This is a genomic window from Streptomyces lydicus, assembly GCF_001729485.1.
In the GTDB taxonomy this organism is placed as follows: Bacteria; Actinomycetota; Actinomycetes; order Streptomycetales; family Streptomycetaceae; genus Streptomyces; species Streptomyces lydicus_D.
In genome coordinates, this window is the sequence record NZ_CP017157.1 from 3,850,477 (window position 1) to 3,877,455 (window position 26,979).

The 26,979-nt window shown below is 70.2% G+C and carries 24 protein-coding genes; 14 read left to right on the forward strand and 10 right to left on the reverse strand.

The genetic code is table 11. The features are described from left to right. Positions 1-348 precede the first annotated feature (348 nt). The 3 genes from SL103_RS16710 to menC are packed head-to-tail and all read left to right on the forward strand — an operon-like array spanning position 349 to position 3,346. Positions 349-1,431, forward strand: coding sequence for a M20 family metallopeptidase (locus tag SL103_RS16710; protein WP_069573809.1), 1,083 nt, complete (start codon positions 349-351; stop codon positions 1,429-1,431). Continuing rightward, entirely contained in the window at positions 1,428-2,240 is an 813-nt protein-coding gene (locus SL103_RS16715) for a GNAT family N-acetyltransferase (protein WP_069569821.1), read from the forward strand. Before SL103_RS16710 ends, SL103_RS16715 begins: the two co-directional genes overlap by 4 nt. Beyond that, the gene (menC, locus tag SL103_RS16720; RefSeq protein WP_069569822.1) at positions 2,237-3,346 is read left to right on the forward strand and encodes an o-succinylbenzoate synthase; all 1,110 of its coding nucleotides are present in this window, start codon (positions 2,237-2,239) and stop codon (positions 3,344-3,346) included. Before SL103_RS16715 ends, menC begins: the two co-directional genes overlap by 4 nt. On the opposite strand, the gene SL103_RS16725 is transcribed toward menC, so the two are convergent. Continuing rightward, positions 3,343-4,572: an epoxide hydrolase family protein gene (locus SL103_RS16725; RefSeq protein ID WP_069569823.1), complete on the reverse strand. Its 1,230-nt coding sequence runs from the start codon at positions 4,570-4,572 to the stop codon at positions 3,343-3,345. The genes menC and SL103_RS16725 overlap by 4 nt on opposite strands. Before the next feature lie 127 nt (positions 4,573-4,699). Continuing rightward, positions 4,700-5,440 carry a class I SAM-dependent methyltransferase gene (locus SL103_RS16730; protein ID WP_069573811.1) on the reverse strand — a complete coding sequence of 247 codons (741 nt, stop codon included), beginning with the start codon at positions 5,438-5,440 and terminating at the stop codon, positions 4,700-4,702. Between the two features lie 269 nt (positions 5,441-5,709). Here SL103_RS16730 and SL103_RS16735 point away from each other — a divergent pair, with 269 nt between their 5' ends. Then, complete coding sequence (locus SL103_RS16735; RefSeq protein WP_244303926.1) at positions 5,710-6,243, forward strand: hypothetical protein; 534 nt, start codon at positions 5,710-5,712, stop codon at positions 6,241-6,243. A 69-nt stretch (positions 6,244-6,312) separates the two neighbouring features. Here the strand turns inward: SL103_RS16735 and SL103_RS16740 are convergent, their stop codons facing one another. Together SL103_RS16740 and SL103_RS16745 are read right to left on the reverse strand one after the other, a co-directional pair. After that, positions 6,313-7,446 carry an FAD-dependent oxidoreductase gene (locus SL103_RS16740; RefSeq protein ID WP_069569825.1) on the reverse strand — a complete coding sequence of 378 codons (1,134 nt, stop codon included), beginning with the start codon at positions 7,444-7,446 and terminating at the stop codon, positions 6,313-6,315. Between the two features lie 202 nt (positions 7,447-7,648). Beyond that, the gene (locus SL103_RS16745) at positions 7,649-8,362 is read right to left on the reverse strand and encodes an SRPBCC domain-containing protein (RefSeq protein ID WP_244303927.1); all 714 of its coding nucleotides are present in this window, start codon (positions 8,360-8,362) and stop codon (positions 7,649-7,651) included. On the opposite strand from SL103_RS16745, the gene SL103_RS16750 reads away from it, so the two are divergent. Beyond that, positions 8,363-8,770, forward strand: coding sequence for a winged helix-turn-helix transcriptional regulator (locus SL103_RS16750; RefSeq protein ID WP_069569826.1), 408 nt, complete (start codon positions 8,363-8,365; stop codon positions 8,768-8,770). It abuts the gene before it with no gap. A gap of 50 nt (positions 8,771-8,820) precedes the next feature. Here SL103_RS16750 and SL103_RS16755 read toward each other — a convergent pair whose 3' ends face one another. After that, positions 8,821-9,405 carry a helix-turn-helix domain-containing protein gene (locus SL103_RS16755; RefSeq protein WP_069569827.1) on the reverse strand — a complete coding sequence of 195 codons (585 nt, stop codon included), beginning with the start codon at positions 9,403-9,405 and terminating at the stop codon, positions 8,821-8,823. Positions 9,406-9,526: 121 nt separating this feature from the next. Between SL103_RS16755 and SL103_RS16760 the strand changes: the two genes are divergently transcribed. After that, positions 9,527-10,363 carry an EamA family transporter gene (locus SL103_RS16760; RefSeq protein WP_069573813.1) on the forward strand — a complete coding sequence of 279 codons (837 nt, stop codon included), beginning with the start codon at positions 9,527-9,529 and terminating at the stop codon, positions 10,361-10,363. 180 nt (positions 10,364-10,543) lie between these two features. Here the strand turns inward: SL103_RS16760 and SL103_RS16765 are convergent, their stop codons facing one another. Further along, a complete protein-coding gene (locus SL103_RS16765) occupies positions 10,544-11,491 on the reverse strand; it encodes a LysR family transcriptional regulator (protein WP_079145785.1) in 948 nt (315 codons plus the stop codon). 175 nt (positions 11,492-11,666) lie between these two features. On the opposite strand from SL103_RS16765, the gene SL103_RS16770 reads away from it, so the two are divergent. Together SL103_RS16770 and SL103_RS16775 are read left to right on the forward strand one after the other, a co-directional pair. Beyond that, on the forward strand, positions 11,667-12,560 hold the full coding sequence (locus tag SL103_RS16770; protein WP_069569828.1) for an oxidoreductase: 894 nt from the start codon (positions 11,667-11,669) through the stop codon (positions 12,558-12,560). 155 nt (positions 12,561-12,715) lie between these two features. Beyond that, the gene (locus SL103_RS16775) at positions 12,716-14,197 is read left to right on the forward strand and encodes an MFS transporter (protein ID WP_079145786.1); all 1,482 of its coding nucleotides are present in this window, start codon (positions 12,716-12,718) and stop codon (positions 14,195-14,197) included. A 69-nt stretch (positions 14,198-14,266) separates the two neighbouring features. Here SL103_RS16775 and SL103_RS16780 read toward each other — a convergent pair whose 3' ends face one another. Beyond that, positions 14,267-14,704 (reverse strand): nucleotidyltransferase domain-containing protein, encoded by a 438-nt coding sequence (locus tag SL103_RS16780; RefSeq protein WP_069569829.1) that lies wholly within the window; start codon positions 14,702-14,704, stop codon positions 14,267-14,269. 275 nt (positions 14,705-14,979) lie between these two features. On the opposite strand from SL103_RS16780, the gene SL103_RS16785 reads away from it, so the two are divergent. Genes SL103_RS16785 through SL103_RS16795 form a run of 3 tightly spaced genes read left to right on the forward strand, consistent with a single transcriptional unit; the run spans position 14,980 to position 17,505 of the window. Further along, on the forward strand, positions 14,980-16,356 hold the full coding sequence (locus SL103_RS16785; RefSeq protein WP_069569830.1) for an MBL fold metallo-hydrolase: 1,377 nt from the start codon (positions 14,980-14,982) through the stop codon (positions 16,354-16,356). Positions 16,357-16,381: 25 nt separating this feature from the next. After that, a complete protein-coding gene (locus SL103_RS16790; protein WP_069569831.1) occupies positions 16,382-16,756 on the forward strand; it encodes a rhodanese-like domain-containing protein in 375 nt (124 codons plus the stop codon). Next, on the forward strand, positions 16,753-17,505 hold the full coding sequence (locus tag SL103_RS16795) for a sulfite exporter TauE/SafE family protein (RefSeq protein WP_069569832.1): 753 nt from the start codon (positions 16,753-16,755) through the stop codon (positions 17,503-17,505). Before SL103_RS16790 ends, SL103_RS16795 begins: the two co-directional genes overlap by 4 nt. Before the next feature lie 31 nt (positions 17,506-17,536). Here the strand turns inward: SL103_RS16795 and SL103_RS16800 are convergent, their stop codons facing one another. Beyond that, on the reverse strand, positions 17,537-17,818 hold the full coding sequence (locus SL103_RS16800; RefSeq protein WP_069569833.1) for a metal-sensitive transcriptional regulator: 282 nt from the start codon (positions 17,816-17,818) through the stop codon (positions 17,537-17,539). A 78-nt stretch (positions 17,819-17,896) separates the two neighbouring features. Here SL103_RS16800 and SL103_RS16805 point away from each other — a divergent pair, with 78 nt between their 5' ends. The 3 genes from SL103_RS16805 to SL103_RS16815 all read left to right on the forward strand — a co-directional run bounded on the left by SL103_RS16805 (position 17,897) and on the right by SL103_RS16815 (position 19,897). Beyond that, positions 17,897-18,463 carry a rhodanese-like domain-containing protein gene (locus tag SL103_RS16805; RefSeq protein ID WP_069569834.1) on the forward strand — a complete coding sequence of 189 codons (567 nt, stop codon included), beginning with the start codon at positions 17,897-17,899 and terminating at the stop codon, positions 18,461-18,463. 283 nt (positions 18,464-18,746) lie between these two features. Beyond that, the gene (locus SL103_RS16810; RefSeq protein WP_069569835.1) at positions 18,747-19,424 is read left to right on the forward strand and encodes a hypothetical protein; all 678 of its coding nucleotides are present in this window, start codon (positions 18,747-18,749) and stop codon (positions 19,422-19,424) included. 128 nt (positions 19,425-19,552) lie between these two features. Beyond that, positions 19,553-19,897: a hypothetical protein gene (locus tag SL103_RS16815; RefSeq protein WP_164492818.1), complete on the forward strand. Its 345-nt coding sequence runs from the start codon at positions 19,553-19,555 to the stop codon at positions 19,895-19,897. 66 nt (positions 19,898-19,963) lie between these two features. Here SL103_RS16815 and SL103_RS37850 read toward each other — a convergent pair whose 3' ends face one another. Then, entirely contained in the window at positions 19,964-20,272 is a 309-nt protein-coding gene (locus tag SL103_RS37850) for a hypothetical protein (protein WP_164492819.1), read from the reverse strand. A 259-nt stretch (positions 20,273-20,531) separates the two neighbouring features. Next, entirely contained in the window at positions 20,532-26,951 is a 6,420-nt protein-coding gene (locus SL103_RS16820; RefSeq protein WP_432215356.1) for an RHS repeat-associated core domain-containing protein, read from the reverse strand. Between the last annotated feature and the right edge of the window lie 28 nt (positions 26,952-26,979).

Below are 26,979 nucleotides of genomic sequence, written 5' to 3' on the forward strand. Positions count from 1 at the left end.
AGGCGGCTGAGGAGCGCACACCGGCTGGACCCACCCGCCCCGGACACGTGCCCGGCCGGTCGTCGACCGGCCGGGCACCGCGGCGTGTGCGGTTCGGTACCGCCGTACGAAACGGCGGCGGATGTTCTGACGCGGCCACCAACCCGGTCCCGTCCGCCCTGCCTAGCGTTGCGGTCATCCCAGGTGATCCCACGTGATCCCACGTGATCCCACGTGATCCCACGTGATCCCACGTGATCCCACGTGATCCCACGTGATCCCAGGTCATGCCCAATGGAGGACTCACCCGTGCCGGTTGACCACGACATGCTCTCCGCGCGAGCGCACCACCCGTACGACCTCGACGCCATGCTCGCCGACCTCGAAGAACTCGTCATGTGCGAGTCGTACTCCGCCGACCACGCGGCCGTCGCCCGCAGCGCGCAGGTCGTCGCCGCACAGGGGGAACGACTGCTCGGCGCCCCGCCCCGGACGCTGGTGATCGACGGCGTCACCCACCTCCGGTGGACCTTCGGCACCCCGCGCATCCTGCTCCTGGGGCACCACGACACCGTCTGGCCGATCGGTTCGCTCGCCACCCACCCCTGGTCCGTGGAGCAGGGCATCGCCCGTGGCCCCGGCGTCTTCGACATGAAAGCCGGACTGGTCCAGATGTTCCACGCCTTGGCTTCCCTGCCCTCCCTCGACGGCCTCTGCGTCCTGGTCACGGGCGACGAAGAGGTCGGCTCGACCACCTCCCGCCGGCTCATCGAGGAAACCGCGCGCCGGTGCGCGGCGACCTTCGTCCTGGAGCCCTCCGCCGCCGGCGGCGCACTCAAAACCAGCCGCAAGGGCGTATCCGCGTACGACCTCACCGTTCACGGCCGCGCCGCCCACTCCGGACTGGAACCCGAGAAGGGCATCAACGCGGCGACCGAACTCGCCCACCAGATCCTCGCCCTCCAGCACCTGGCCGACACCGTCACCGCACGCACCGGGCCCGGCACCACGGTCACCCCGACCCTGACGTCGGCCGGCACCGCCAACAACACCGTGCCCGCCCGTGCCGAACTGAGCGTGGACGTCCGCGTCCCCGACGCGGCGGCCCAGCAGGCGGTCGACACCCTCATCAGGAAGCTCCAGCCCAAGCTCCCCGGCGCCCGCCTGGAGATCGGGGGCGGTCCCAACCGCCCGCCCCTGGACCGCGGAGCATCCCGGGAGCTGTTCGCGCTGGCCACCGAAGCGGCCGCGCACCTCGGCCTCGACGCCCCGCGGCAGGCAGCCGTCGGCGGAGCCTCCGACGGCAACTACACCGCCGGAGCCGGCTGCCCCACCCTCGACGGGCTCGGCGCGGTCGGCGACGGCGCGCACGCCGACCACGAACACGTCGTCACCGCCGCCATGCCGATCCGCGCCCGGCTGCTGGCCCACCTCGTCGGAGCGATGCAGTGAGCGGGCTGGAACTCCGCGAACTCCACGGCATGGCGGAGTTCGGCAGCGCCAGCCTGCTGTACGCCGACATCTGGGGCACCGGCCCGGCCGGCGCGCCCGTCTCCGCCGAGGTCATGCGGGCCCTGGCCCACGCCGGCAACTACGTGGCCGGAGCGTACGAGGACGGCCGGCTGGTGGGCGCGTCCGTCGGCTTCTTCGGCGCACCCACCGGCACCACCCTGCACTCCCACATCACCGGCGCCGCCATGGGCCGAGGCATCGGACTGGCCCTCAAACTGCACCAGCGGCAGTGGGCGCTCACCCGCGGACTGAAGCGCATCACCTGGACCTACGACCCGCTCATCCGCCGCAACGCCTACTTCAACCTCGTCAAACTCGGCGCCCGCCCCGAGGAGTACCTGCGGTCCTTCTACGGGGCCATGGACGACGCCATCAACGGCGGCGACGAAACCGACCGGGTCCTGGCCGCCTGGGACCTCTCCGCCTCCCCGGCGACGCCCGAGACACCGGACCTGGACCCGCCGGCGGATGCCGCGCACGGCGTCCGCGATGACCGCGGCCGCCCCGAACTGGGCAGCACCGACGCGGAGTTCGTCCTCATCGACCTCCCCGACGACATCGAGAGCCTCCGCCGCGAGGACCCCGGCGCCGCCCGCGCCTGGCGGCTGGCCGTCCGGCAGACCCTGGGTGGCCTGCTCTCGGACGGAGCCCGAGTCGTCGGCTTCCACAACCGCCGCAGCTACGTGGTCCACCGCGCCACCCCCTCGCTCACCCACCCGGCACACCGCACCAGGAGCCACCTGTCATGAAGCTGAAGATCTCCGGCATCGAACTGCGCCGGATCGCGATGCCCCTCGTCGCCCCGTTCCGCACCTCCTTCGGCGTGCAGACCAGCCGCGACGTGCTGCTCGTCCGCGTCGTCACCTCCGAAGGGGAGGGCTGGGCCGAATGCGCGGCCATGTCCGAGCCCCGCTACTGCTCCGAGTACGTGGACGGGGCACAGGACGTCCTGCGCAAGTTCCTCATACCCGCCCTGCCGAGGGACGGCGTCGACGCCGCGACGGTGGGCCGGGCCCTGGAACCCTTCACCGGCCACCACATGGCGAAGTCCGCACTGGAGACCGCGGTCCTCGACGCCCAGCTCCGCCTCACCGGCGAGTCCTTCGGCTCCTACCTCGGCGCCGCCCGCGACCGCGTCCCCTGCGGCGTCTCGGTCGGCATCATGGACACCGTCCCCCAACTCCTCGACACCGTGGAGCGCTACGTCGCCGAGGGCTACGTCCGGATCAAGCTGAAGATCGAACCCGGCTGGGACATCGCGCCCGTCCGCGCGGTCCGCGAACGCTTCGGCGACGACCTGCTCCTCCAGGTCGACGCCAACGCCGCGTACACCCTCGTCGACGCGCAACACCTCGCCGAACTGGACCCGTTCGGCCTCCTTCTGATCGAACAACCCCTCGCCAACGACGACATGGTGCAGCACGCCCAGCTCGCCAAGCTCCTGCGCACCCCGATCTGCCTCGACGAGTCCATCGAGTCGGCCGCCCACGCCGCGGCGGCCATCTCCCTCGGCGCCTGCTCCGTGATCAACGTCAAGCCGGCCCGGGTCGGCGGCTACCTCGAAGCCCGCCGCATCCACGACCTCGCCCGCGCCCACGGTGTCCCCGTCTGGTGCGGCGGCATGCTCGAAACCGGCATCGGGCGCGCCGCCAACGTCGCCCTCGCCGCGCTCCCGGGCTTCACCCTCCCCGGCGACACCTCCGGCTCGCACCGCTACTTCGCCACCGACATCACACCGCCGTTCGTCCTCGCCGACGGTCACCTCGAAGTCCCCACCGGCCCGGGAATCGGCACCGAGCCACTCGCCGACGTCCTCAAGGAGGTCACCACCGCCAGCGAGTGGATCCCGTTCTAGCCCGCGCTCCCGGCGGCATTCGCTTCCGAGCTGACGTGGCGCAGGCTCCGGAAGAAGGCCCGGATGTCGCCGACGAGCAGCTCGGGCTCCTCCATCGCGGCGAAGTGACCACCCCGGTCGAACTCCGTCCAGCGGACGATGTGGTTGGTGCGCTCGGCGATGTGCCGCAGCACGATGAAGTTCTCCTGCGGGAAGGAGGCGAAGGCGGTGGGTGCCGCTGAGGGCTCCGGCGGCTTGCCCGCGTAGGCGGCGTGGGCGCGCTCGTAGTAGAGGCGCCCGGAGGAGCCGGCGGTGCCCGTCAGCCAGTAGAGCATCACGTTGGTCAGGAGATGGTCGCGGTCGACGGCGTCCTCCGGCCGGTCGGCGGAGTCCGTCCACTCCTTGAACTTCTCGACGATCCAGGCGAGTTGGCCCACCGGGGAGTCGGTGAGCGCGTAGGCGAGGGTCTGCGGGCGCGTGGACTGGATATCGGCGTAGCCCTGCTTCTCCCGGCTCCACGCCTGCATCCGCTGCCACGAAGCCCAGGTGCGTTGCTGCTCCTCGGGGCTGAGGGCCGCGAGTTCCTCCTCGGTCGGCTCGGCCGACGCCCCGGCGCCGGGAATCATGTTCAGGTGGACGCCGATGACGCGGTCAGCGGCGATGCGGCCGAGTTCGCGGGAGACGGCAGACCCCCAGTCGCCGCCCTGGGCTCCGTATCGGTCGTAGCCCAGGCGGCGCATCAACTCGGCAAAGGCAGCCGCGACCCGCTGGTACTCCCAGCCCCGTTCGCCGGTGGGGCCGGAGAATCCGAAGCCGGGGATGCTCGGCAGGACCAGGTGGAAGGCGTCGGCGGGGTCGGCTCCGTGCGCCCGGGGATCGGTCAGCGGGCCGGCGATCTGCTCGAACTCGACGAGGGAGCCGGGCCAGCCGTGCGTGATGATCAGCGGCGTGGCATCCGGTTCCGGGGAGCGGATGTGCGCGAAATGGAGGGTCGCGCCGTCGATCGTGGTCATGAACTGCGGCCACTGGTTGAGGCGGCTCTCCGCGGCTCGCCAGTCGTACTCGTGCCGCCAGTAGTGCACCAGCTCCCGCAGATAGGCACGCGGAACTCCGTAGTCCCAGCCGACGTTCGGCAGCTCGTCGGGCCAGCGGGTGCGGTCAAGGCGGTTCCGCAGGTCGTCCAGATCGCTGTCCGGGATCGCCACCCGGAACGGCTGGATGCTCTCGCCCGATGAGGTCGTCGTCATACCGACGCAGCATAGGCGTGCTGTCCGCTTCAAGATCGGCGATGTGGAGGGCACCGCGTTGCGGGGTTCGACGGCGGCCCGGCCGAGGCCGGGCCGCGGTCCCGGGCCCGTGGCGTCCGGTCAGTCGTCAGGCGCGGCAGCGCAGCATCTCCAGCGGGGGGTTGGCGCGGAAGTCCGCCCAGAAGTCCGCACCGAACTCGCGCAGGCCGGCGTCGGACACCTCCAGCGGGACCCAGGTCACCTCGCTGAATCCGGCCGCCCGCAGAGACTCCTCGTAGACCTCGCGGCGCGGGCGGGTGGTGACGAACTCGATCGGTGGGTCGAGCAGCGCGGTGATCCGGACGCGCGGTCCGGTCTCGGCCTCCTCGCCGGTCGGCTCGCTGAGAAAGCCGTACTTGCCCATGGACGGCCCGTCGAGGAGGTGGTCGGGTGACTGGTTGAGGGCGAAGAACTCGCCGCCGGGCGCCAGGCTCCGGTGCACGGTGCGGCACATCTGCTCCATGGCGGCGACGTCCTGCGCGTAGTTGAGCAGCTGGATCCCCGTGGCAATGTCGAAGCGCCGTTCAAGGGGCCGCAGTGCGGAGACGTCGCCCACCTCGAAGCGCACACCCAGCGGATCGCGCTTCTCCAACTCCTCGGCCACGGCAATCATTTCACCGGAGATGTCGATTCCGAGCACCTCCGTGGCGCCGCGCCGCTTGAACTCCCTGCTGTAGAAGCCGGTGCCGGAGGCCAGGTCGAGGACCGACTTGCCGCGCACGTCACCGACCGTGGCCAGGAAGCCGGGCACCGCCGCGTAGTGCTCCAGCGGCAGGGACTTGAAGCCCTCGTACGCCTCACCGATCTCGTCATACTGCTGCACACCCATCGTGCCGGCCTCCCGCGTCGTCATGTCCTCGGCCTCGACCCGTTGTCGGGGCGCGCCTCGGCCTCTGCCGGCAGTCTCTCCGCATCCCGGCAGCCGGCCGTACCGGCAGAAGCCACAAAGATGCGGGCATCGTCCCGGCCTCTTGTACGGGCGGGTGTACGGGTGCGCGCGAACCCGTACACAGGGAACTCCCCGGCCACTTCGCGCGTTGCCGAGAACGACCTGATCGTTTGACGTGGGACACGACGGCGGTGCCGTCGTCGGGGGAAGTGAGCACATCCATGGCCATGGTGGGCCTGTTCTGGATCGCCGAGGGTGATGTGTACGTGGGCGCGAAGCCGTCCGGTCTGGCGCCCGGGGTACGGCTGACCCCCGAGGGCGTGACAGCCCTCGGCGACGGCCAGTCCGGCCTCTACCTGTGGGAGGACGTGCAGGCCCTGACGGTGGCGGACGTCCCTGTGCAGTCCCTGAGGCGGCAGATCGGTGCGGTCAAGGATCTGGCTCTGGGTACGGTGATGGACTTCGCCCTGGGCTCCGGCCGGGTGGGCGAGGCCCCGCCGATGGTGACGATACGCGTGGAATCACCCGGCGGTGTTCACGAGTTGACGGCCTACGTCGCCGCGGCCCTCGGCTACTCGCAGACGGAAGTCGACCTCTCCCGGGCTCTGCTGGCCCGCCTCACGGAGGGTGCCGCGACGATGGCGACGACGCTGGCGGCGATGTCGGAGTGGGGTCGCGCGTGGGAGGGCGGTTCGCCTCGGAAGGCGGAGCGGGAAGCGTTGTTGCGGGAGTGGGCGGGTTAGCTTCCGCGGCCGCCTCACCGGGCGTGCCCGGCGAGGCGGCGCTTGCGGGTCAGCCCGGCGTGGGGTGGCTCAGTGACCCCGCTCGTGTGCGGTGAACGCGTCGACGAGGCTGTGGGGTGTGCCCTCGCCGAACATGCGCTCTTCGCGCTCGGCGCCTTCGACGGCGGCTTCGGCGCTGCGCCGGAACATGGCCTGCTCGTACGCGGTGAGGGCGGCATCGATGTCGTCGGGGTGCGCGGCGAGGGCCTCGCCGAGTTCCGCCCCGTCGAGCATGGCCAGGTTGGCGCCTTCGCCGTTCGGGGGCGTCAGGTGAGCGGCGTCGCCGAGCAGGGTCACCCCGGGCACCCGATCCCACCGGTGCTCGATCGGCAGGGTGTAGAGGGGGCGCAGGACCGGCGCGGTGTCGGTGTCGGTGATCAGCGCGGTGAGCTCCGGTGCCCAGCCGTCGAATGCCTGCGCGATGCGTGCGGTGGCCACGACGGCGTCGGTGAAATCGATGGCGGCGGACCACTCCTGCGGCTCGGTCAGCCCCACGTAGGCGTGCAGCGTGTCGCCCCTTTCCCGGTGAGCGAAGATCTCCCTGGTCGGCGTGGGCGCGAGCATCGACCCGCCACCGACCGCTTTCGCGGCGGCTGGGTGCCGGGTGTCGGCGTCGAACAGGTAGGTATGGATGACCGACTTACCCGTGTACTCGGGTGTGGCGGTGGAGAGCAGCGGCCGGACCCGTGACCACGCGCCGTCCGCGCCGACCAGCAGGCTCGTGTCGAGGGTGCTGCCGTCGGCGAAGGTCACCTCGTGGCGGCCCTCGCCGAGGGCACGGGTACTGCTGACCTTGTGGCCCCACCGGACGGTGCCGGCCGGGAGCGAGTCGAGCAGGATCTGTCGCAGCTCTCCTCGCTGCACCTCGGGGCGTCCCCCCGTGCCGTCGTCGGGCTCCTCGAACAGGACCGCCCCGTCCCGGTCGAGGATCCGCATGGCCTGGCGGCCCTCCAGGATGAGGCTGCGGAACTCGTCCATCAGGTCCGCCGCCTGCAGGGCCAGTTGACCGTTGTAGTCGTGGATGTCGAGCATCCCGCCCTGCGAACGCGCCGCCGGTGAGGGCTCCGCCTCGTAGACGGTGGCCGGTATGCCGTGGAGGTGCAGGACGCGGGCGAGGGTGAGGCCGCCGAGTCCGGCTCCGATGATCGTGACGTCAGTGGTCATGGTGATTCCTTGCGGTCGTGCGCCTGCCGGGTGGGCCCTCGGCAGGATCACTGGAAAGGTGCCGGACCGCACTGACAGGCCGCCGACATCGGACCGAGAGCCCCGACAGGCGACCGACACGGTCGCGTGCGGAACGTACGGCGGCAAGGACTTACGCAGCACGGTGGGCGGGCGGACGGGGCCGTGCCGAGGCTCTCGCGAGTCAACTCCTCAGGCGTGCCGGGGCGTCGTTCCGTCCTTCGGCCGTCACAGCCGCCGCGAGGCCGTTCAAACGCAGGCGGGTGGCGCCGCGCAGATGAGGCACGTCGTGTTCCGGCTCCGCGGAAGGGACGAGGAAGGCCGCTTGCTCGGTCCACCGCAGCCGGGTGCCGTCGACGTGCGGGTGCAGTTCGACGGTCACCAGCGAGGCCCAGCGCGGCACGTCGTCCACGCGGGCGGTGTACGTGTAGACGATCCTCGACCCCGGCGTGATGTCGAGGTAACGGGATGCGTACCCAAGTCGTTCCGGTGCGGCATCCGGAACCGTGAAAACGCTGGACGACGTCTCGCCGCCGTGCACCGTGAAGTCGTGGTGGTAGGACACCTGGCGGCCCGGCAGTTTGAACCACCGACGCCGGACCGGTGTGTCGGCGAAGGCTGCGAACACCGCTCCCGGAGGCGCGGCGAGGTGGCACTCGACGGTGAAGGTCTCGTGCCGCGCCCGCGGCACCGCACCGCCGCCCTTCCCCTCCACGGTTCCCTCCGTTGCGACGGTATCGGCGGCGTCGGCGGTCATGGTTTCCTCCCCGGGCATCGCGGCGGATCGGGCGAGCGCCCATTGGTTACGATCCGTATGTAACGGGGTCGCGGCCGCTGCGATCAAGGCTTCGCGCTCACGCACTTTCAGGTCAGCTACGTACTCGGAGGGAACGGACACATGGATTCCGCACTGCGGTCCCAGCTGGCGGACGCCGGGGTCACCCCGGAGTGCGCGGCGACCATCGCCCTCGTGCGCGATGTGCTCGCCCGTGTCGGAGACAAGTGGACCGTCCTGGTCATCACCACGCTCGCCGACGGACCGCTGCGCTTCACGACCCTGCACGGGCGGATCGCCGGGGTGTCCCAGCGGATGCTGAGCCAGACGCTCCGCTCGCTGACCCGCGACGGCTTGCTCACACGCACGGCCTACGCCGAGGTGCCGCCCCGCGTCGAATACGCGCTCACCCCCTTGGGGCGCTCGCTGAGTGACACCGTCACCCACGTGGTGCGGTGGGTCCAGGAACACCAGGGCGAGATCGTTCGGCACCGAGAGCTGTTCGACGGCGCCGCCCCCGCGACACCGTGAAGCATCCGCCTCGGCCCCCGAACTGGCAGACCACGCCTGTGTGATGCGGGTCAGGTGGTGGAGGCGGGGCCCGGCGGGAGGTGGACGGTCATGATCAGGCGGCAGGTCTCGGTGCCGGCGCCGCGGTAGGTGTGGGGGGCGTCGGCGTCGAAGGCGGCGGTCTGTCCGGCTTCGACGGGGTGCTCGACGCCGTCGACGACGAGGGCCATCCGGCCGGCGGTGACGCTGACGGTTTCGACGACCCCGGCCTGGTGGGGATGGCTGGGGTATTCCTCGCCCGGCTGGAGTGTCCAGCGCCAGACCTCGACCGGGGCCGGGCCCGAGGTCGTCAGCATGAGGCGGGCCTCGCTGCCCTCGGGGCCGGTCCACAGGGGCATCACGGCCTCGGCGGTGACCACCCGGATGCGGCTTTCGGTCGGCCCTTCCATCAGGGCGGAGACGGAGACGCCGAGCGTGTCGGCCAGCCGCACCAGGGTGGCGAAGTTCGGGTTGCCCTGCGCTTTCTCCAGACCGACGAGGGAGCCCTTGCTGACCTTGGCGCGCCGGCCGAGTTCGTCCAGGGACAGGCCCGCTCGGGTACGAGCCGTCCTGACGTTGTGGGCGAGCGTCCGCAGGGCTGCCGCTGTCTCGGTCATCCGAGCACCTTCCTCGCAGGTGGACCACTTCGATGCACCGCCCGGTCGTTTGGTTGACACGCCTCGGTCGGTTCGTTGTACTGTCTAGTCGTTCCATTGAATCTTAAGGGATGTGCGTACCGTGCTCGCTCTGCTGCTGGCCCTGGGCAGCTCTCTCGCCTACGGCTGTGCCGACTTCCTCGGCGGCCTCGGTGCCCGCAAGGCTCATGTGCTGCGCACCGTGATGATCGCCGCTCCGTCCTCGCTCGCGGTCGAGCTGCTGCTGTGGCCGGTGCTCGGTGCCTCGTTCAGCCCGGGAGCGATCGGCTGGGGCGCCGCGTCCGGTGTCGCTTCGGCCGCCGCGTTCGTCCTGCTCTACCGCACCCTGGCGATCGGCCCGATGAACGTGCTCTCGCCCGTCACCGCGCTGGTGTCCGCCATGCTGCCGGTCGGTGTGGGCCTGCTGCAGGGCGAACACCTGGGCACCGCCGCGCTGGTGGGCCTCCCGCTCGCACTGGCCGCGGTGGTGCTGGTCAGCGCCGGACACGGCGCCGGCTCGGCGCGCCCGTCGCGTAGCGCGCTGCTGCTGGCTTTCGGCGCGGGCGCCGCCATCGCCATGCAGCTGGTCTTCCTGCACCAGGCGCCGTCCGACAGCGGGGTCGCCCCGCTGATCGTGGGCCGCGCGGTGTCCTCGGCCGTCACCCTGGCCGCGGCCGGGCTGATGTACCGCAGGCTCGGGGCGGAGAGGCCCGCGTACGCGATGTCGGCCGCCGCGGGCGTGCTGGACTCGGTGGCGAACGTGCTGTTCCTGCTCGCCGCCCGCAGCGGGGACCTCGCCGTGGTCGCCGTGATCACCGCCCTCTACCCGGCCGGCACCGTCCTGCTCGCCCGCAGCGTCCTTGCCGAACGCATCCACCGAGGTCAGCTCGTCGGGCTCGGTGCCGCAGCCGTCGCCGTGAGCCTCCTCGCCCTCACCTGACCCACCCCGCACCACTGCGCCCCCGTGAGGAGGACCGCAGGTTCGCCCGGCGGCGACCACGCCCCCCGCCGAACACTGCCCGGCCGTCGTCGACCACCGCACCGCACGCGCCCAGGGCCGCCCAGGGCCTTGACGTCTCCACCACCGCAAAGACCGGAAGTTGGCCCTCGCCGCCCGCTGTCACCCCCTGGCCGGCCCCGCGCCGCCCCCGCGTTCGCCGCCCGGTCCGCCGGCCCCGTCCTCCCGCAGAGCGGCGGCGAGTTCGCGCACCACCTCGGCGAAGCCCTCGACGAGGGGGCTGCGCGCGCCCTCGTACCAGGCCAGGGCGACCCTCAGGGGCTCGACGTCGGTGAGCGGAACCCAGGACAGATCGGGGCGGGCGTAGTACAGGGCCATGCTCGCCGGGGCGAAGCAGACCGCGGCGCCCTCGGCGACCTGCTCCAGCATCTCCTCGACGTTGTCGTTCTTCGGGCCCCAGCGCGGTGCGGAGCCGTCCGGTCTGGGGTTCACCGCCCACCAGTCGACCCAGTCGCGTGGCGCCCGCTCCGTCCACAGCAGCGGCTCGTCCTTGACGTCCAGGATGCCGATGCCCGTACGCCCCGCCAGCGGGTGTCCGATGGGCAGGCCGACGACCCGGGGTTCGGTGTGGACCACCTCGGCGTGCAGATCGGTAAGGTCGGCGGGCAGCCAGACGAAGGCGACGTCCACCCGGCCTGCACGCAGGGCGGCCGCCTCCTGCCCCCAGTCGAAGCGCTTCGGTTCCACCCGGACCTCCGGATGCCGACGGGCGAACTCGGCCCGGGCCCGGGTGGTCAACTCGCCCGCACCGCTTGCCTCGAAGCCGACCCGGAGCACCGCCTTCTGCCGGCACCGGTGGCGTTCCGCCGCGGCGCGGACACGGTCCGCCTGACGTACGGTCCGGCGCGCCTCGGCCACCACATCGCGCCCGGCCGGGGTCTGCGTCACGCCGCCGGGGTGCCGTTCGAAGAGGGGAACGCCGAGTTCCGCCTCCAGCTTCCGCAGCGCGTACGACAGGGCCGGCTGGCTCACGTACAGCCGGGCCGCCGCCCGGCCGAGGTTGCCCTCCTCGGCGATCGCCACGAGATAGTTCAACTGCCGCAACTCCATGGGGAGATCGTAACCAGCGGCGATAAACGCTCTTTATGGGACGCGTTGATCTCTGTCTTGGACGGCGGGGCCGGGCAGCGGCCGTAATGGAGACACCCGCCGGGACGACCGCCTCGGCCGGGTCTGCGGAAGCCGGCGCCCGGCAGGCTTCCGGTCCCACCTTGGAGAAATCCCCATGAGCGACAAGACCCGCACCGCCACGGCCCCCGCCGCCGCCCCCACCCGCTCCGCAACCGGCAAGGTCTGGCTGATCACCGGCGCCAACTCCGGTTTCGGGCAGGCGATCACGCGGGCGGCCCTCGCCGCCGGTGACACCGTGGTGGCCGCCGTCCGCCGTCCCGAATCCCTCGACGAACTCGCCGCCGCGCACCCCGGCCGCGTCGTCCCCGTCGCCCTCGACGTCACCGACCCGGCCCGCATCACCGCCGTCGTCGCCGAAGTGATCCTCTGGTACGGACGGATCGACGTACTGGTCAACAACGCCGGCCGCGGACAGGTCGGCGCCGTCGAGGAGACCACCGACCGCGAACTCCGCGACCTGATGGACCTGCACTTCTTCGGCCCCGCCGCGCTCACCCGCGCCGTACTCCCGCACATGCGCCGCGAGGGCTCGGGCGCCGTCGTGCAGATGAGCAGCATGGGCGGCCGGTTCTCCTTCCCCGGCGTCGGCGCCTACTCGGCCACCAAGTTCGCCCTGGAAGGGCTGTCCGAGGCGCTGGCCCTGGAGGTCGCCCCGCACGGGATCAAGGTGCTGGTCGTGGAACCGGGGGCGTTCCGGACCGGGTTCGCCGGCGGCGGTGCGCTGCGGCAGTCGGCGCCGATGGACGTGTACGAGGAGACGGTCGGCCCGGTCCGCGCCGGGCTCCCGGACAGCGACGGCAAGCAGCCGGGGGACCCCGAGAAGGCCGCTGCGGCGATTCTGACCGCGTTGGCCGCCGAGCGGACCCCGCTGCGGCTGGCCCTCGGCAACGACGCCGCCGACGCCATCGCGGCCCAGCTGAAGTCCGCCGGCGAGGAGGCGGCCGCCTGGGAGGCGGTCACCCGGGGCACCGACTTCGACGAGGAGTGAGGGGAGCGGACGGTCAGGGCCCGGCCCACCAACTGACGGCAATCAAAAGCAAGTTGAACGTAATTCAGTCGTCGATCGTCCCGGCTGCGCGAAATGCGCAGCCCACCGGACATCGGCAACACACCGGACACCGGCAACACCTGGAAGGAAGATTCATGGACCGCAACGGCGACGTGCGTGACGGGGGAGTGGCACTCTCCGGAGAAGGGAGTGAAGGGAGTAGCGACCCGTCCGGCCCCGAGGCAACCGGCAACCGGCCGCGGCTGGGCCTCCGGTCCACGGTGCTGGTCGCCTGTCTGGCCTTTTTCGTCATCACGCTGGACACCACCGTGGTCAACGTCGCCCTGCCGAGCATCGGTCAGCAGTGGGACGGCCAGGTCTCCGCACTGCAGTGGGTGGTCACCGCGTACACCCTGCTCTTCGCGGCCCTGCTCCTGTCGGCCGGGGCCATCTCCGACCGGATCGGTGCGAGCCGTGCCTTCACGATCGGGCTGTCCGTCTTCACCCTGATGTCCGCGGTGTGCGGGCTGGCACCCAACCTCACCGTTCTCATCGCCGCGCGGGCGGTCCAGGGCGCCGGAGCCGCGGTGATGATGCCTGCCTCGCTCGCCCTGGTGCGCCAGGCGTACGACTCCCCGGCCCGGCGCGCTCGCGGCATCGCGCTGTGGACCGCCGGTGGCGGTGCGGCGGTCGCGGCGGGACCGGTTGTCGGCGGCGCGCTCACCACCGGGCTCGGCTGGCGGTGGATCTTCTTCGTGAACCTGCCGGTCGGCGTCTTCGCACTCGTCGGCATGCTCCGGGCGCCCCGCTCCCCACGAGGGCACTCCTCGATGGACCCGGCCGGCCAGGTCACCGCCGTACTCGCGCTGGCGGCGCTGGTGTTCGCGGTCATCACCGGCGGGTCGGGCGGGTGGACGAGCCCGACGACGATCGGCGGCTTCCTCGTCGCCGTACTCGCCGGAACCGCGTTCCTCCTGGTCGAGTCCCGGCAGAGTGATCCCGCCGTACCGCTGACGATGTTCCGCATTCCCTCGGTGGCCGTCTGCACCAGCGCGGGTCTCGCCCTGAACTTCGGCTACTACGGCCTGGTCTTCGTCTTCACGATCTTCTTCCAGGAACACCGCGGAGCCTCGGCGCTCACCGCGGGCCTGATGTTCCTTCCGATGACGGCCTTCACCACCCTGGTCAACCTGCTCGCCGGCAAGCTGACCAACCGTTACGGGCCGCGCCTCCCGCTGATCCTCGGCCAGGTCATCCAGACGGTCGGCATCCTGGGCCTGCTCCTCGTCCGCCGGGACACCCCCACTCCCTTGCTGCTGACCCTGCTGGTGCCGCTCGGCATCGGCGGCGGGCTCGCGGTCCCGCCGTTGACGTCGGCGATGCTGGAGTCGGTGCCGCACGAGCGGGCCGGCCTCGCATCCGGCGTGCTCAGCGCCGCCCGGCAATTCGGCGGCGCGATCGGGGTCGCCCTGCTCGGTGCGCTGATCGCCGACTCCGCCCACTTCATGACCGGGATGCGGATCAGCCTGGCCGTCGGGGCGGCCGTACTCGTCGCCACCACACTCGGCGTGGCGCTCTTCCTGCCCGGCAGCCCGAAGCCCGCGGCCCCCTCGGCAACCGTGCCGGGCCCCGAGTGACCTGCCACGTTCTCCCCGCGCCCTGATGACTCGGAATCGCGGTGACGGGTGGGACCAGCCGCCGGCCGGTCAGCAGGCGGCGAGCAGGCCGGCGAGGATGCCTGCCGGGTCGTGCAACACCCGGGCGCCGTCATTGACGACACGACGCGTCCCCGGATCGACGGGATCTGTCTTCGCCCAGGTGGGAGAGCCGATGCCCAGCTCGACTTCCAGGCCGGAGGCCGTGGAACAGCGCCGTTCCGTGACCGGTCCCCACGACTGGGTGCGGATCACCTCGCCCAGCCCGAGTTCCGCGGCCCAGGCTTCCTCAAGGAGGTATCGGGATTCGTCCGTGGTGAGCAGGACGACGTCGATGTCGGAGTCCGGTCGCGCGGCGTCGCGGGCGCAAGATCCCACCAGGAGCAGGCCGACGATGTCGTCACGGCTCCTCGCCCAGCGCGTGATCCGGTCGATGACCTCGTCGATCTCAGCGACCCGCTCCGGCGACGGCGCGGTTGACCGATTCACTGACTGATCGTCGCGATGCACCTCGAATGCCCCTCGCCAGATAGCCGACGCCGACGTCGGACAGCTTCTCAGGCCGGGCCGCGACAGCCACCACCGGCGTCGGCGGGTGCCACGATGGCGCAGCCGTACGCCGGCGGACTCGCTCGGCATGGAGTGCCCATGGAGTGCCCCCCAGGAGCGATTACGACTCCGGAATACCCCCGGGGGTACCCCTGTTAGAGTGAGTGGGCAGATACCCCGGGGGGTACATCACTCGTTCAAGAGGAGTCGTATTCGTGTTCTTCGTCGACACCCTGGAAATCGAGGGACTGGGCAACCGCAGCTACCTGGCCGGCGGGATGCGGGCCGCGCTGGCGGTGGACCCGCCCCGCGACATCGAGCAGGTCATCGCCGCGGCGGCGCGGCGCGGGGTGCGCATAGCCTTCGTGGCCGAGACCCACCTGCACAACGACTACGTCACCGGTGGCCTGGAACTGGCCCGTGTGACCGGGGCCCGCTACCTGGTGCCGGCCGGCGCGTCGGTCGCCTTCGCGCGTACCCCGGTCGCCGACGGCGACACGTTCCCGGTGGACGAGCACCTGGTGCTGCAGGCCATCGCCACCCCCGGTCACACCCCGCACCACACGTCCTACGTGCTGGAGGAGGACGGTCGGGCGGTGGCGGCGTTCACCGGCGGGTCCTTGCTGATCGGCACCGTCGGCCGGCCGGACCTCGTCGAGCCGCGGCTGACCGAGCAGCTGGCCCGCGCCCAGCACGCCTCGGCCCGCCGGCTGGCCGAACGGCTGGACGACGAGGTGCCGGTGCTGCCCACCCACGGGTTCGGCAGTTTCTGTTCCTCCGCGCAGGCGGAGGGGGACGCGACCACGATCGGTCGGGAGCGCCGGACCAACGACGCGCTGACCCGGGACGTGGACACGTTCGTCACCGAGATGCTCGCCTCATTGGACGACGTGCCCGCCTACTACGCACACATGGGCCCGGCCAACGCCGCCGGCCCCGCGCCGGTCGACCTCACCCCGCCCGCGCCCGCCGACGCCGAACAGATCGCCGCCCGGCTGGCCGCGGGGGAGTGGGTGGTGGACCTGCGCAGCCGGATCGCCTTCGCCCAGGGGCATGTGGCCGGCTCGTTCAACTTCGAGGGCGAGGGCAAGCTCGCCACCTACCTGGCCTGGCTGATCCCCTGGGGCAAGCCGGTCACCCTGCTGGCCGGGACGCCCGAACAAGTCGCCGCCGCGCAGCGGGAGCTGGTCCGGGTCGGCATCGACCGTCCGGCCGCCGCCGCCACCGGCGATCCGGCCGGCTGGGTCCGTGCGGGCGAGGAGCTCGCCTCCTTCCCGCGTGCCCGCTTCGCCGACCTCGCCGCGGTACGTGCGCGCGGCGAGCAGGTGGTGGTGCTGGACGTACGGCGCGATGCCGAGCGGGCGGGCGGGTTCGTCGACGGCTCGGTCCACATTCCGATCCACGAGCTGCCCGGCCGCATCGGCGACGTGCCCGACGGGGTGGTGTGGGTGCATTGCGCCGGCGGGATGCGTGCGGCGATCGCCGCGTCCCTGCTGGATGCCGCCGGACGCGAGGTGGTCGCCGTCGACGACGGCTTCGACGCCGCCACCGCGGCGGGCCTCACCCTCACCCCGCCCGACAGCACCGACTGAACGACCCGCACGGAGTAGTCAAACGATGTTCTCGCTTCAGTTCTCGCTTCTTCGCCGTGGCCCTGCCCGCCTCACCCCGCAGCAGGCCCACCGGCAGACCAGTGACGGGCCGGCCGTCCTGCTTGATGTCCGCGAAACACCGGAGTGGCAGGCCGGGTACGCGCCCGGTGCGCTGCACCTGCCGCTGAGCCGCCTGAGGGTCGGGGCGGCTCTGCCCGAAGCCGTACGGGGCAGGCCGGTGGTCCTCATCTGCCGCTCCGGAAACCGCTCCCGTACAGCCGCCGACCTCCTCGCCGCCCGCGGTGTGGCGGCCGGCGACGTCGTCGGCGGGATGACCGCCTGGGTCCGCGCGGGCCTGCCGGTCACCGGGGGCCGCGGCGCCGGCGGTGGCACAGCGTGAGCGCGCTGATCCTGGCCCTGGTCGCCGGCGCCGTGGTCGGGCTCGCGCTCGGCGCGCTCGGCGGGGGCGGCAGCGTCCTGGCGGTGCCCGCGCTGATCTACCTGCTCGGCTTCACCCCCGCGGCGGCCACCACCGCGAGCCTGGTCATCGTCACCGCCACCTCCCTGACCGCCCTGTACGCCCACGCCCGGGCCGGGAACGTGCGCTGGAGGGCGGGGACGCTGTTCGCGGCGGCCGGGCTGGTGCCGGCCGCGGTGGCGGGCGCCGCGGCGGCGCACCTGCCGCAGGCCCTGCTGACGGCCGCCTTCGCCGCCGTGGCCACGCTGGCCGCGGCGCGCATGCTCCGCCCCGCCCGCACAGTGGCCGGGCACCCGCAGCGCGCGGTGCGCCCGGCCCGGGCGGCCCGGGCCGGTGCGGGGCTGGGGGCGCTGACCGGACTGCTCGGCGTCGGCGGGGGCTTCCTCGCCGTCCCCACTCTGGTCACGGTGCTGGCGTTCGAGATGCAGGCCGCCGTCGGCACCAGCCTGCTGGTCATCTCGACGAACTCGCTCGCCTCGCTCGCCACCCGCGGCGCCACTACGGCCGGCGCGGACTGGGCGGTGATCGCCCCCTTCACCGGGGCCGCGATCCTCGGCGCCTGGGACGGCAAGCGCCTGGCCGCGAAGGTCACCGGCACCCTGCTGAAACGCACCTTCGCGCTCCTGCTGCTGGCCGTCGCCGCCTTCATGCTCGTCGACGCCCTCGCCTGAGCCGAGCGGTCGGGCCGGCGGCACCAGCTGCTCAGGCCAGCGAAAGGAACAGCTTCTCCAGACGGGCGCGCATCTGCTCCCGGTCCTCCGGCGCGGCCATGTCCGCATCGGTCAGGCAGCGCTGCAGACCGGTGGCGATGATCGCGAAACCGGCCTTGTCCAAGGCCCGGGAGGCGGCCGCGAGCTGGGTGACCACGTCCTCGCAGTCCCGCCCCTCCTCGACCATCTTGATCACACCGGCGATCTGGCCCTGCGCCCTGCGCAGCCGGTTGACCACCGTCTTCAGTTCCTCGGCCGCCATCGTCAATTCCACAGTCCACACTCCCTCGCCGGATACCCCCTTGGGTATCCTACCGAAGGGGTAACTCATGAAGAGCAAAGGAAAGTCCCCATGGCACCGACCACGTCCCTCACCGCCGACCAGGCCCATGCCTACCTCGCCGAGCTGACCGTCATCGACGTGCGGACCCCCGGCGAGTACGCCTCCGGCCATCTCCCCGGCGCCCACAACATCCCCCTTGACCACCTCGACGCGGCCCTGCCCGCCCTGCAGAGCGCCGCCGGCCGCGGCAGCCTCCTCCTCGTGTGCGCCTCCGGTGCCCGCTCCGGCCATGCCCGTGAGCGGCTGGCCGAGCACGGTATCGCCGCCGCCGACCTGACCGGCGGCACCACCGCCTGGATACAGCTCGGCCACGACGTCCATCGCCCCGCCGGCGCCCGCGCGGCCTGGGCGATGGAACGCCAGGTCCGTCTCGCCGCCGGCTCCCTCGTCCTGGCCGGTCTGCTCACCGGCCGGCGCCTCCCCGCCGCCCGTTGGCTGTCCGCGGGCGTCGCCGGCGGCCTGGTCTTCTCCGCCCTCACCGACACCTGCGGCATGGCCAAGGTCCTCGCCAAGCTCCCCCACAACCGCCCCAAGGCCACCGACCTCGACGCCACTCTCGCCGCCCTGGCCGGCTGACACCGACCGGCACGGCGCACGGTGCCCCTCAGGCGTCCGCGCCACCCTCCCGTCCGGCGCAACGGACCCCGGCCGTGCGCGGTCAGCCGTCCTCCTCCCCCCCGCCGTCGGACCGCCTGGGCTGAACAGGGGAACCCGCAGCTACAGCAGGGCTTTGCGTAGCCTCAATCGCGGTTCCACGGGCGGGTGGATGCGAGCATGACCCCGTCCGGCCAGGGACTCAGTGATCGGGAAGCGCGCAATGGGCGGTACAGAAGGTCCCTCCACTCCGGCAGGCACTCCGGTGCCGACCCTTGAACAAATCCAGGCCGCGTTGGGCAAACGCCTGGACGATGTGGCCAAGATTCTGGCGGGTGCCCTTGTCGCCGTGGCCGGGATCATGACCACCTTGGGACTGAACAGCAATTTCGTGTTCGTCGCACTCAACAACGGCTCATGGGCCATCTATGTGGCCTCGCTGTGCGCCATCATGTCCATTGTCTGCAGCATCACCGCCCTGCTCATCCGCCCCTCAGGACGTGGCGTCCTCTGGGAGACGGCCGTACTCGTCCTCGGCGTGATCTTCTATATGGCTTCCCTGACCATCGCCGTCGTCGGCGCGACACAAGCCGCGGGCGGGAACGGCCGCCCGACGATCACCGACGTGCGGCTCGACGGCCCTCGCTCCGCCATGAGGCTGCATTTCACCGTCCATGCCGACGGCGTCCAGAAGTGGTCACGCATCGAGGTGTCCGTGGATCCTCAGAACCTTCCTCCAGGGAAGGTGGGGGACCTCTACTGGAGCATTCTCAGGCCGGATGATCAGGGGAGAGTGTCCCAGCAGATCGACGTCCCGATCTCGCCTCCTGCAGGGACAACTGCGCTCGCCATCAACGCGATCAACCCCGACGCCCCCAAATCGGGAGAGTGCGAAGCCAGGACCCAGCACGGATCGGCTTGTACGGAGCTTCACTTCGCCTAGCGCAAGGGCCCCTTCTGGCCTGGCGCGGCAGCGCCGATGTCCGGAGCCTGGTCAGCGCCAGCAAGCTTGGAATCCTCTCCTCGGGGAACCCGGACATCGACAGATGAGGCGAAAGACGGGTGGTTCGCGTGGCGGAGCAGCCGCTGGCAGAGCGGGCGCTGGCTCGCTCGTACACCACTGGCGATGGACATGTCCGATTTGAGATCACCGACCTGTCGGTCCATCACCACGCCTACCGAAGCGTCACCTTCACGTACCGGATCACCGTCGTGCGCCCGACATACCCTGACGAGCACTGGGAGTTCACACTCCCTTGGGAGGACAAGTCCTTCACCGACGTGCTCACCTCCCTCCAGCCCGACCCTGATCGGCTGAACCAACTCGTGCACCTGATTCACGCCCTGCTCGAAGAATGGTGGGACACCAAGGGGCACAGCCGGCAGGCCGCCAAGATGGGGCGCCAGATGCGCTGAGGCGATACGACAGCAGATGAAATTACGGAACCGCAGGGACGCTCGGTCAGGTGCGTCGAGATGGTGTTATGCGTGCGTGAACTGGCAGAGCCATCGTGTATCCGGGTCGCCGACTACGTAGTAGAGGCGTAGGTTCTTACCTTCCTTCTTGACGCTCACCGCCCAAGTGTAGGTGCCTGGCGCCTTTTTCTGTTTTGTTGCGGCAGCGTTGGATCCGTCCATCTGTTCCTGTCCGACCTTCGCGGTGCTCGACTTCCCATTCCTGATGGTTAGTTTCACCATATTTCCCTCGGCTACGGTAAGGCCGCCTTTGTAGGAATTCAGAACTTCCCACGTTCCCTTGCCGGAGAGGCTCCAGTGATCATTGAAGTCCATTTCCTGACCCCGAAGTCGTTCTGCCGTGAACTCGCCCGCCTTGCTCAGGGAGAAGTGGGCGCCTTCAGGGCCACGCCACTCGCCTGTCAGAGCGCTTGCAGTGAAGTGGGGTGCCGGCGGCAGTGGCTCATACGCCGTTGAACATGAAGCCGTCAAGACGGCGAGTGACGCGAGCCCCAATGAGAAGATTCTTCTGTAGCGCATTGCAGTTGTTCGACTTTCGGTCGATACGGGAAACGGTCTTGCGGAATGGAGTGAGTCACTTGGTCTTCATTGGGTACGTCATCTTGATCTGATCTCGCCAGCGCACGGTCATAGCTGCATCCTTCTGTCCTCGGGGGGCGAAGTCCAGGCCCATCTCTGAAACTTTCTTCATGAGGGAGTTGCTTTCTCCCTTTTGATAGCCGGCTGCGCTGGCGTCACGTGTTGCCGAGGCGCGAGTCATGGGGTTCTTGAGGGTGAACGTTACGCCTGCAGTCTTCGTCTCCGGATCGTATGTATCGAAGCGGGCGTGAAGCGTGTACGAGCCAAGTATCGCTTGTGCTGCAGCCGGGCCAGCCGACTCCATACCCACAGCCCGGTCGGTGAACCGTATGGCGTCGAACGCGGGAAGTGCCCATACGGGAATGTGGTTCAAGTCTGCAGCGTAGGTAGCGTGATAGTTGATCGATCCTGAGTCGGCCTCGTCTCCCACCGACTGCCCCTTGAGGTTTGCCAGCATGGACTTGACGATCCGTATCCAGTCCATGTTCTTGACGTCCTCGGTAAATCTGTCGCCTTCCCAGAACTGCCACGCCGACGGTGCTGCACCGAGAGCCCACAGGGCAATGATCTGAGGCTCGGACGGGTCAAGCGGGTTGATGTTCGCAATCCCCGGAATTCCCGACCGGTAGGCAGCACTGGCTCTACTACCAAGGCTGGCGCGCCGCTCCTCCGAGTATCCGCCGCAGTACGGCTGGATGCAGGCGCCAGGGCCTGGGATGTAGTCCCTGGAGCCGGAGAGGCGCATGCCGCCGTGGCTGTTGTGGACGACTCCGCTGCCGCCGTGGCCGTCGGGGTTGGCGAAGATTTGGCCGGTGGGGTCGTTGAAGGTGAGCGGGTTGTTGTTGCCGTAGGTGTAGCCGTTGATTTGTTGGGGGTCGGCCGGGTCCATCACGGGGTCGACGGAGAGGAAGCGGCCGGATTCCGGGTCGTATTCGCGGGCGCCGAGGTGGGTGAGGCCGGTGTCGGTGGTGTCGTCGGTGCCGCCGACGTAGCCCTTGGTGCCGGGCCAGGTGGTGGGCTTGGTGCCGCGGGGGGCGCCGAAGGGGAGTTGGCGGCGTTGGGTGAGGGTTTGGTTGGTGGTGTTGATGGCGAGTTGGCCGGTGCCGAGGCGGTCGGCGAGGGTGACGGTGTAGGTGCCGTCGTCGGCCAGGACGGCTTGGTTGCCGCTGCCCAGGGGGATGTAGCGGGTGGCTTTGGGTTTGTCGGCGCCCTTGTCGAGGACCACTTCGGTGTGGTCGCCGAGGGTGAGGGTGGTCTTGGTGTCGGTGCGGGTGATCAGGCGGTTGCCGTCGGCGTCGTAGACGTAGCTGGTTGTTTTGGTGCCTGTGTCGCCCGCGGGTTCGGTGACCTTGGCGAGGTGGCCTTCGGCGTCCCAGGTGAGGGTTTGTTTGTCACCGTGGAGGACGCGGGTGGTGGTGTTGCCGGTGTGGTCGTAGCCGTAGGTGGAGGTACTGGTGCCGGTGGGGCCGGCGGCGTCGACGGAGGTAAGGGTGTGGGGCTGGGGCGTGCCGGGCTTGGGGTAGGTGTAGGTGGTTTTGGTGTCCTTGGCGGTGTCGCCGGTGGGGTCGTGCTGGGTGAGGGTGGTGCGGTTGCCGGCGGTGTCGTAGCCGTAGGACTGCCAGTAGGGGGCCGGGCCGGCGATCAGGGGCCCGGCGGGTTTGTCGGCGCAGGTCTTTTCGTCCTGGGTCCAGGCTTCGGTGAGGCGACGCAGATAGTCGTGGGAGAAGCACTGGGTGTCCGTGCCGGACCGGGAGACGTCGGACAGTGAGGTGACGTTGCCTGCGGGGTCGTAGCCGTAGGTGGCTGACTGGTCGACGCCGGCGACGTCCTGGCGGTCGACGCGGGAGTTGGACAGGCGCTGCGTGCCCCACTCGTAGGTGTTGGTGACCTGGGTGAACTTGCTGCCGCTTCCGACGACCTTGTACGTGAGGGGCTGGCCGGCGAGCGTGTAGGTGGCGTCGGAGCGGATGTCCGTGCCGTAGACGGTGGTCATTCGCAGGGTGTCGTCGGCGTAGGTGTAGTTCCACCCCTTGCCGACGATGTTCCCCATGCTGGAGAAGCTGCGTGCCTTCGGCAGGCCGTTGCCGTAGTACGAGGTGCTGGCTTGATAGGTGCCGGCCAGTGCGCCCTCGGACGCGGGGATGACGGTGGCGGTGCGCTGCGGGCGGTAGAGGGTGTCGTATTGGATGATCTTGTTGGTGTACGGATTGCCGTTGAGGTAGCGGGTGGATTCGGCGAGCTGGCCCTTGGCACCGGCGAGGGTGTCGTAGACCCACTTGGCGCGCAGCGGGCCGTCGGGTGTCTTGTCGTGCAGTTCGGTCTTGCGGCCGAGGCCGTCGTAGACGGTGGCCAGCACAGCGCCGTTGGCGTCCTCGCTGGAGATCTGCTGGTTGCGGTCGTCGAACGCGGCCTTGGTGATGCCCTTGTCGGGGTCCTTGGACCAGATCTGGTTGCCGAACTGGTCGTACTGGTAAGCCCACTTGTTGCCGGCCGGGTCGGTGACGCTCTCAAGCTTGCCAGCCGGGGTGTAGGTGTAGCGGGTGGTCTCGGCCGGGGCGTCGGCGGCGCGGGTGTGGTGCTGCATGAGCTGGGTCGTCTGGCCGCGGGCGTCGGTCACCGTGGTGGTGGCCGTGCCGCCCTGGGGCGGGAGGACGGTGGTGCGGTCACCGCCGTAGAGGGTCTTGGTGACCGCCAGGACCTTGCCGCCCTCGCCGTTGCCGGCGACGTCTCGTGACTCGGTCTCCCGGCCCAGCCCGTCGTGCGTCTTCCAGGTCTGGGTTTCGACGCCCAGCGCATCAGCGGGCTTGAACAGCTCGCGTTCCGGCTTCTTCAGCGCGTAGTACGGGGCAAAGGTCTTCGCCGCCAGGCCGCGTTCGTCGTAGAACGTGTCGCTGATCAGCCGACCGCCGTCAGGGCCGGGCGCCTGAGTCTGACGGGCGCGCAGGTAGCCGTCGTACAGGGTGTAGGAGACCGTCTGCGACTGGGCGCTGGGGTTGAGGGTGTATGTGGCGACGGCAGCCGGCTTGCCCTCCTCGACCAGGTAGGCGAACTGGTAGGTGGGCAGGGAGCCGCGGTCGGGCAGCCACACCTTCACGGAACGGCCCAGCGCGTCGTACTTCAGCGTGGTGCGCTTGGCATTGGTGTCGACGGTGGCGACGGGCTGGCCGCGTAGCGGGTCGAGTTCGGTCGTGGTGGTCTGGGCGGTGGTGGCGTCCTTGGCGTCGGCGGGGGGTGTGGTGACGACGGACTTGGCGGGGATACCGGTGGCGGGGGAGTAAGCCGTGGTGGTGGAGCGGCCGTCGGCGCGGGGGGTTCGGGTGGGTGAGCTGTCGCCGATGGCGGTGACGTTGGCCGTCAGGTCGGTGGCCTTGAGCGGGCGGCCGTAGCCGTCGTAGGTGGTGCCGCTCTCCAGGTAGGTGGCCGTGGTGCCGTCGTGCTTCTTGAGCTTGGCAACCGCGGTGGCGTCGCCCTTGGTGGGCGCGGTGCCGTAGCCACCGCTGTCGTAGGCGGTGCGGACGTCCGAGATGACGTCCTTGGAACGGTCCGGGCCGGTGCCGCACTCGGTGGCGACGGTCTCGACCCGTGCGGGCAGGGTGAGGATGTTCTTGTCGGTGTTGGTGGCGTAGGCGGTGCGGGTGCAGCGGTCGTCGTCCGTGGTGGCGTCGTCGCCGCGGTCGCTGACCTCGGTGACGCGTCCGGCGACGGTGTCGAAAGTGGAGGCGGTCGTGGTGGTGCGCCACTTCGCGCCGGCGCCGTCGTCGAGCGAGGTCCAGGCGCGGGTGCTGGCCGTACCGCTGAAGTTCGCGGTGACGGTTCCCCAGTCGCGGACCTTCTTGGCCGTCTCGTGGTGCCAGGGGCGGCTGACGGTCTTGGTGAGGATCTTCCCGCCGGGCGCCGAGTAGGTGGCGGTCTTGTAGGGGAAGCCGGCCGCGGAGGCATCGTCGGTGAGCGCTTCACCTTCGCCGTCGTCCAGGGCGACGGTGACGTCCTTGGTGCCGCCGCTCGCGGTCTTGCGGTCGCCGTCCATGCCGCGCAGGAAGTAGCTGTCCTCTTGCGTCTTCATGGCGTCGGCAGGCGTGCCCTGGCCGCCGGTCTGGACGCGGACGTGGCCGTAACCGCGCCACTGGGACCAGGTCTTGAACTTCTCCTTGGTCAGCCCGTCATCGTCGTCGTAATGCCAGGCCGCGCCGTCGGGGTAGTCGTAGCGGGTGACCTGGTCCGGCGCGCCCCCGGTGCGGTCGGTGGTCGTCACGGACTTGACGACGTACTTGTTGAACCACTCCCTGTCCATGTCGTCGCTGGAGCTCCCGCCGATGAACTGGGGGAAGCAGCGGGTGGTGTTGGACTCCGGGGTGGGCAGGGCGTTGAACGTGCAGGCCGGCTCGGAGTAGCCGACGTCGGTCTGGCCGCCGTATTCGTCGTCGATGGTCGACAGACGGTCCTTGATGTAGGGGGCGTATCCGTCGCCGGTCTTGTCGAGGCGGTTGGCCAGCTGGGTGTAGGCGAAGGTGGTCTTCGGCAGGGTGAGGGGCGCGGTGTCGGTGTGGCCGGTGTGCTGGATGGATTCCAGCTCCAGCTGGTAGTCGACATCGGCCTTGCCCCAACGCTGATTCAGGGCCCAGGAGTCGACCGGGGTGAGTGCGCCGTCCTTGAGGATCTCGGTGGTCACTCCCGTCAGTCGCGTACGCGTCCAGAAGGTGGGGGAGAACCGTCCCTGGTCGCAGGTGGAACCGGCCTTGCAGTTCAGGTCCCAGGGCGTGTCGTACCAGTAGAAGCTCTTGGCGTCGATGGTGTCCGCGGCGCAGGTGACCCCGGGCTGGGGCAGGCAGCGCTCGGTGCTGGTGAAGGAGACCCGGGCGAGCGGCTGGCCCGCGTACAGGTCGCCGGACGAGCGGCCGTACTCGATGCGCTTGAGGGAGCCGCCGCGGACGTAGGGGGTGTCGTCGTCCTTGTTCAGGTCACGCCCGTAGGAGTTGGTTTCCTTGTCGTAGTAGTACGCGATCGCGTTGCCGTGCGGGTCGACGACGTAGTCGAGGTTCCAGCGCCATGCCTGCTGACACCAGGAGTCCTTGAAGGCGTCCTTGTGGCAGTCCTCGCCGCTGTTGTTGCCGAAGACCGGCACGGTCCAGGTCGAGTCGGTGGTGTCCTTGCCGGACGACCAGCCGGGCAGTTTGTGGTAGCCGAAGTAGAACCGGGTTCCGGACGGGTCCGTCAGCTCCCAGTACTCGTTGTCGTTGTCATCGTTGTCGCGTGCCGCCGAGGTGAGCCGCTTGATCTTGGTGCCGTCGTCGTTCTGCAGCTTCCAGGTGTCCTTGCCGGCGGGAACGAGTTCGCCGGCCTTGCCGTTGAAGGAGATGAAGGCGTTGTCGTAACCCCAGCACAGGTCGCCGGGCTTGTTGCCGTCGGCGTGCTTCTCACCGTCATCGGAGCAGGGCTTGTAGCGACGCTCGATGTACCCGGGCCACAGCTCGAAACCGTCGCCGACCCACGAACCCTGGTTGTTGCTGTTGCCGGTGCGGCCGTCGATCGAGCCGGAGGAGTACGACAGGCCCACGCTCGGCTTGAGACCGCCAGGAACCTCGGGTACGGGCATGTCGTAGGACCAGGTGAAGTCCCCGGTGTTGAGGTTGGTGTCCCAGGTGGCGGACGGCGAGAGGCTGGTGGCCTTGTAGTCGCCCTTGACGCTCTTGTCATCACCGACCGCCGCGAGCACGGTCGGGCCGTTCGCGCGCAGCGGTACCGAGGACGCGGTCAGGGTGTGCTTCTCGGTGTTGTTGCTGCCCTCCAGTGGCTTCGCGGTGCGGCACTCGGCCTTGTCCGGAGTGGTCGCCGCGCACGCGGGGAGTTCGACCAGGCGCAGCCGGGAGGCGTAACCACCGCCGAAGGCCCCGGCGAAGTCGCCGTAGTCGACGCCCACGCGTAAGGAGCCGGGCTGCTGCCCGGCGGCCGCGGTGGAGCTGCCGGCAGGCTGAAGGGTGAACAGCACGCCGTCGATGCCCGCCCGGCGACTGTGCTGCTGGCTCAGGACGTGCGCGGTTACCGTTCCCGGCACCGTGCCCGCCGCCACGCCTCGATGTGCCCCTGTGGCCTTGGCCGGCCGCGGCGACCGGGATGCAGCGGGTGCGAGTGTGAGGGGGAGCTGGTCGTCCTTTTCGCCTGACGCGGACGGCGGAGGCGCGGCGCCGGGTCCCGCGAGGTGAATGGTTGCCTTGGCAGGCTTGGGCCAGTCGCTCTTGGGGTGTTCCTCGGGGGTACGCGGGCCGGTGGGCAGCTTCCGGGGCTTGACCCGTGTGCCATCGAACCCCGGAACGGGTTTTCCGACGTCGGGCCGGCTCGGTGCTCCAGGAGCCGCTTCCGCTTGAGCCAGCGGGAGAGCCTGCAACAGGGATCCGGCCAGCACCGCAGAGACGCCCATGGCGACTTTGCGGTGGAGCCGCGTACGT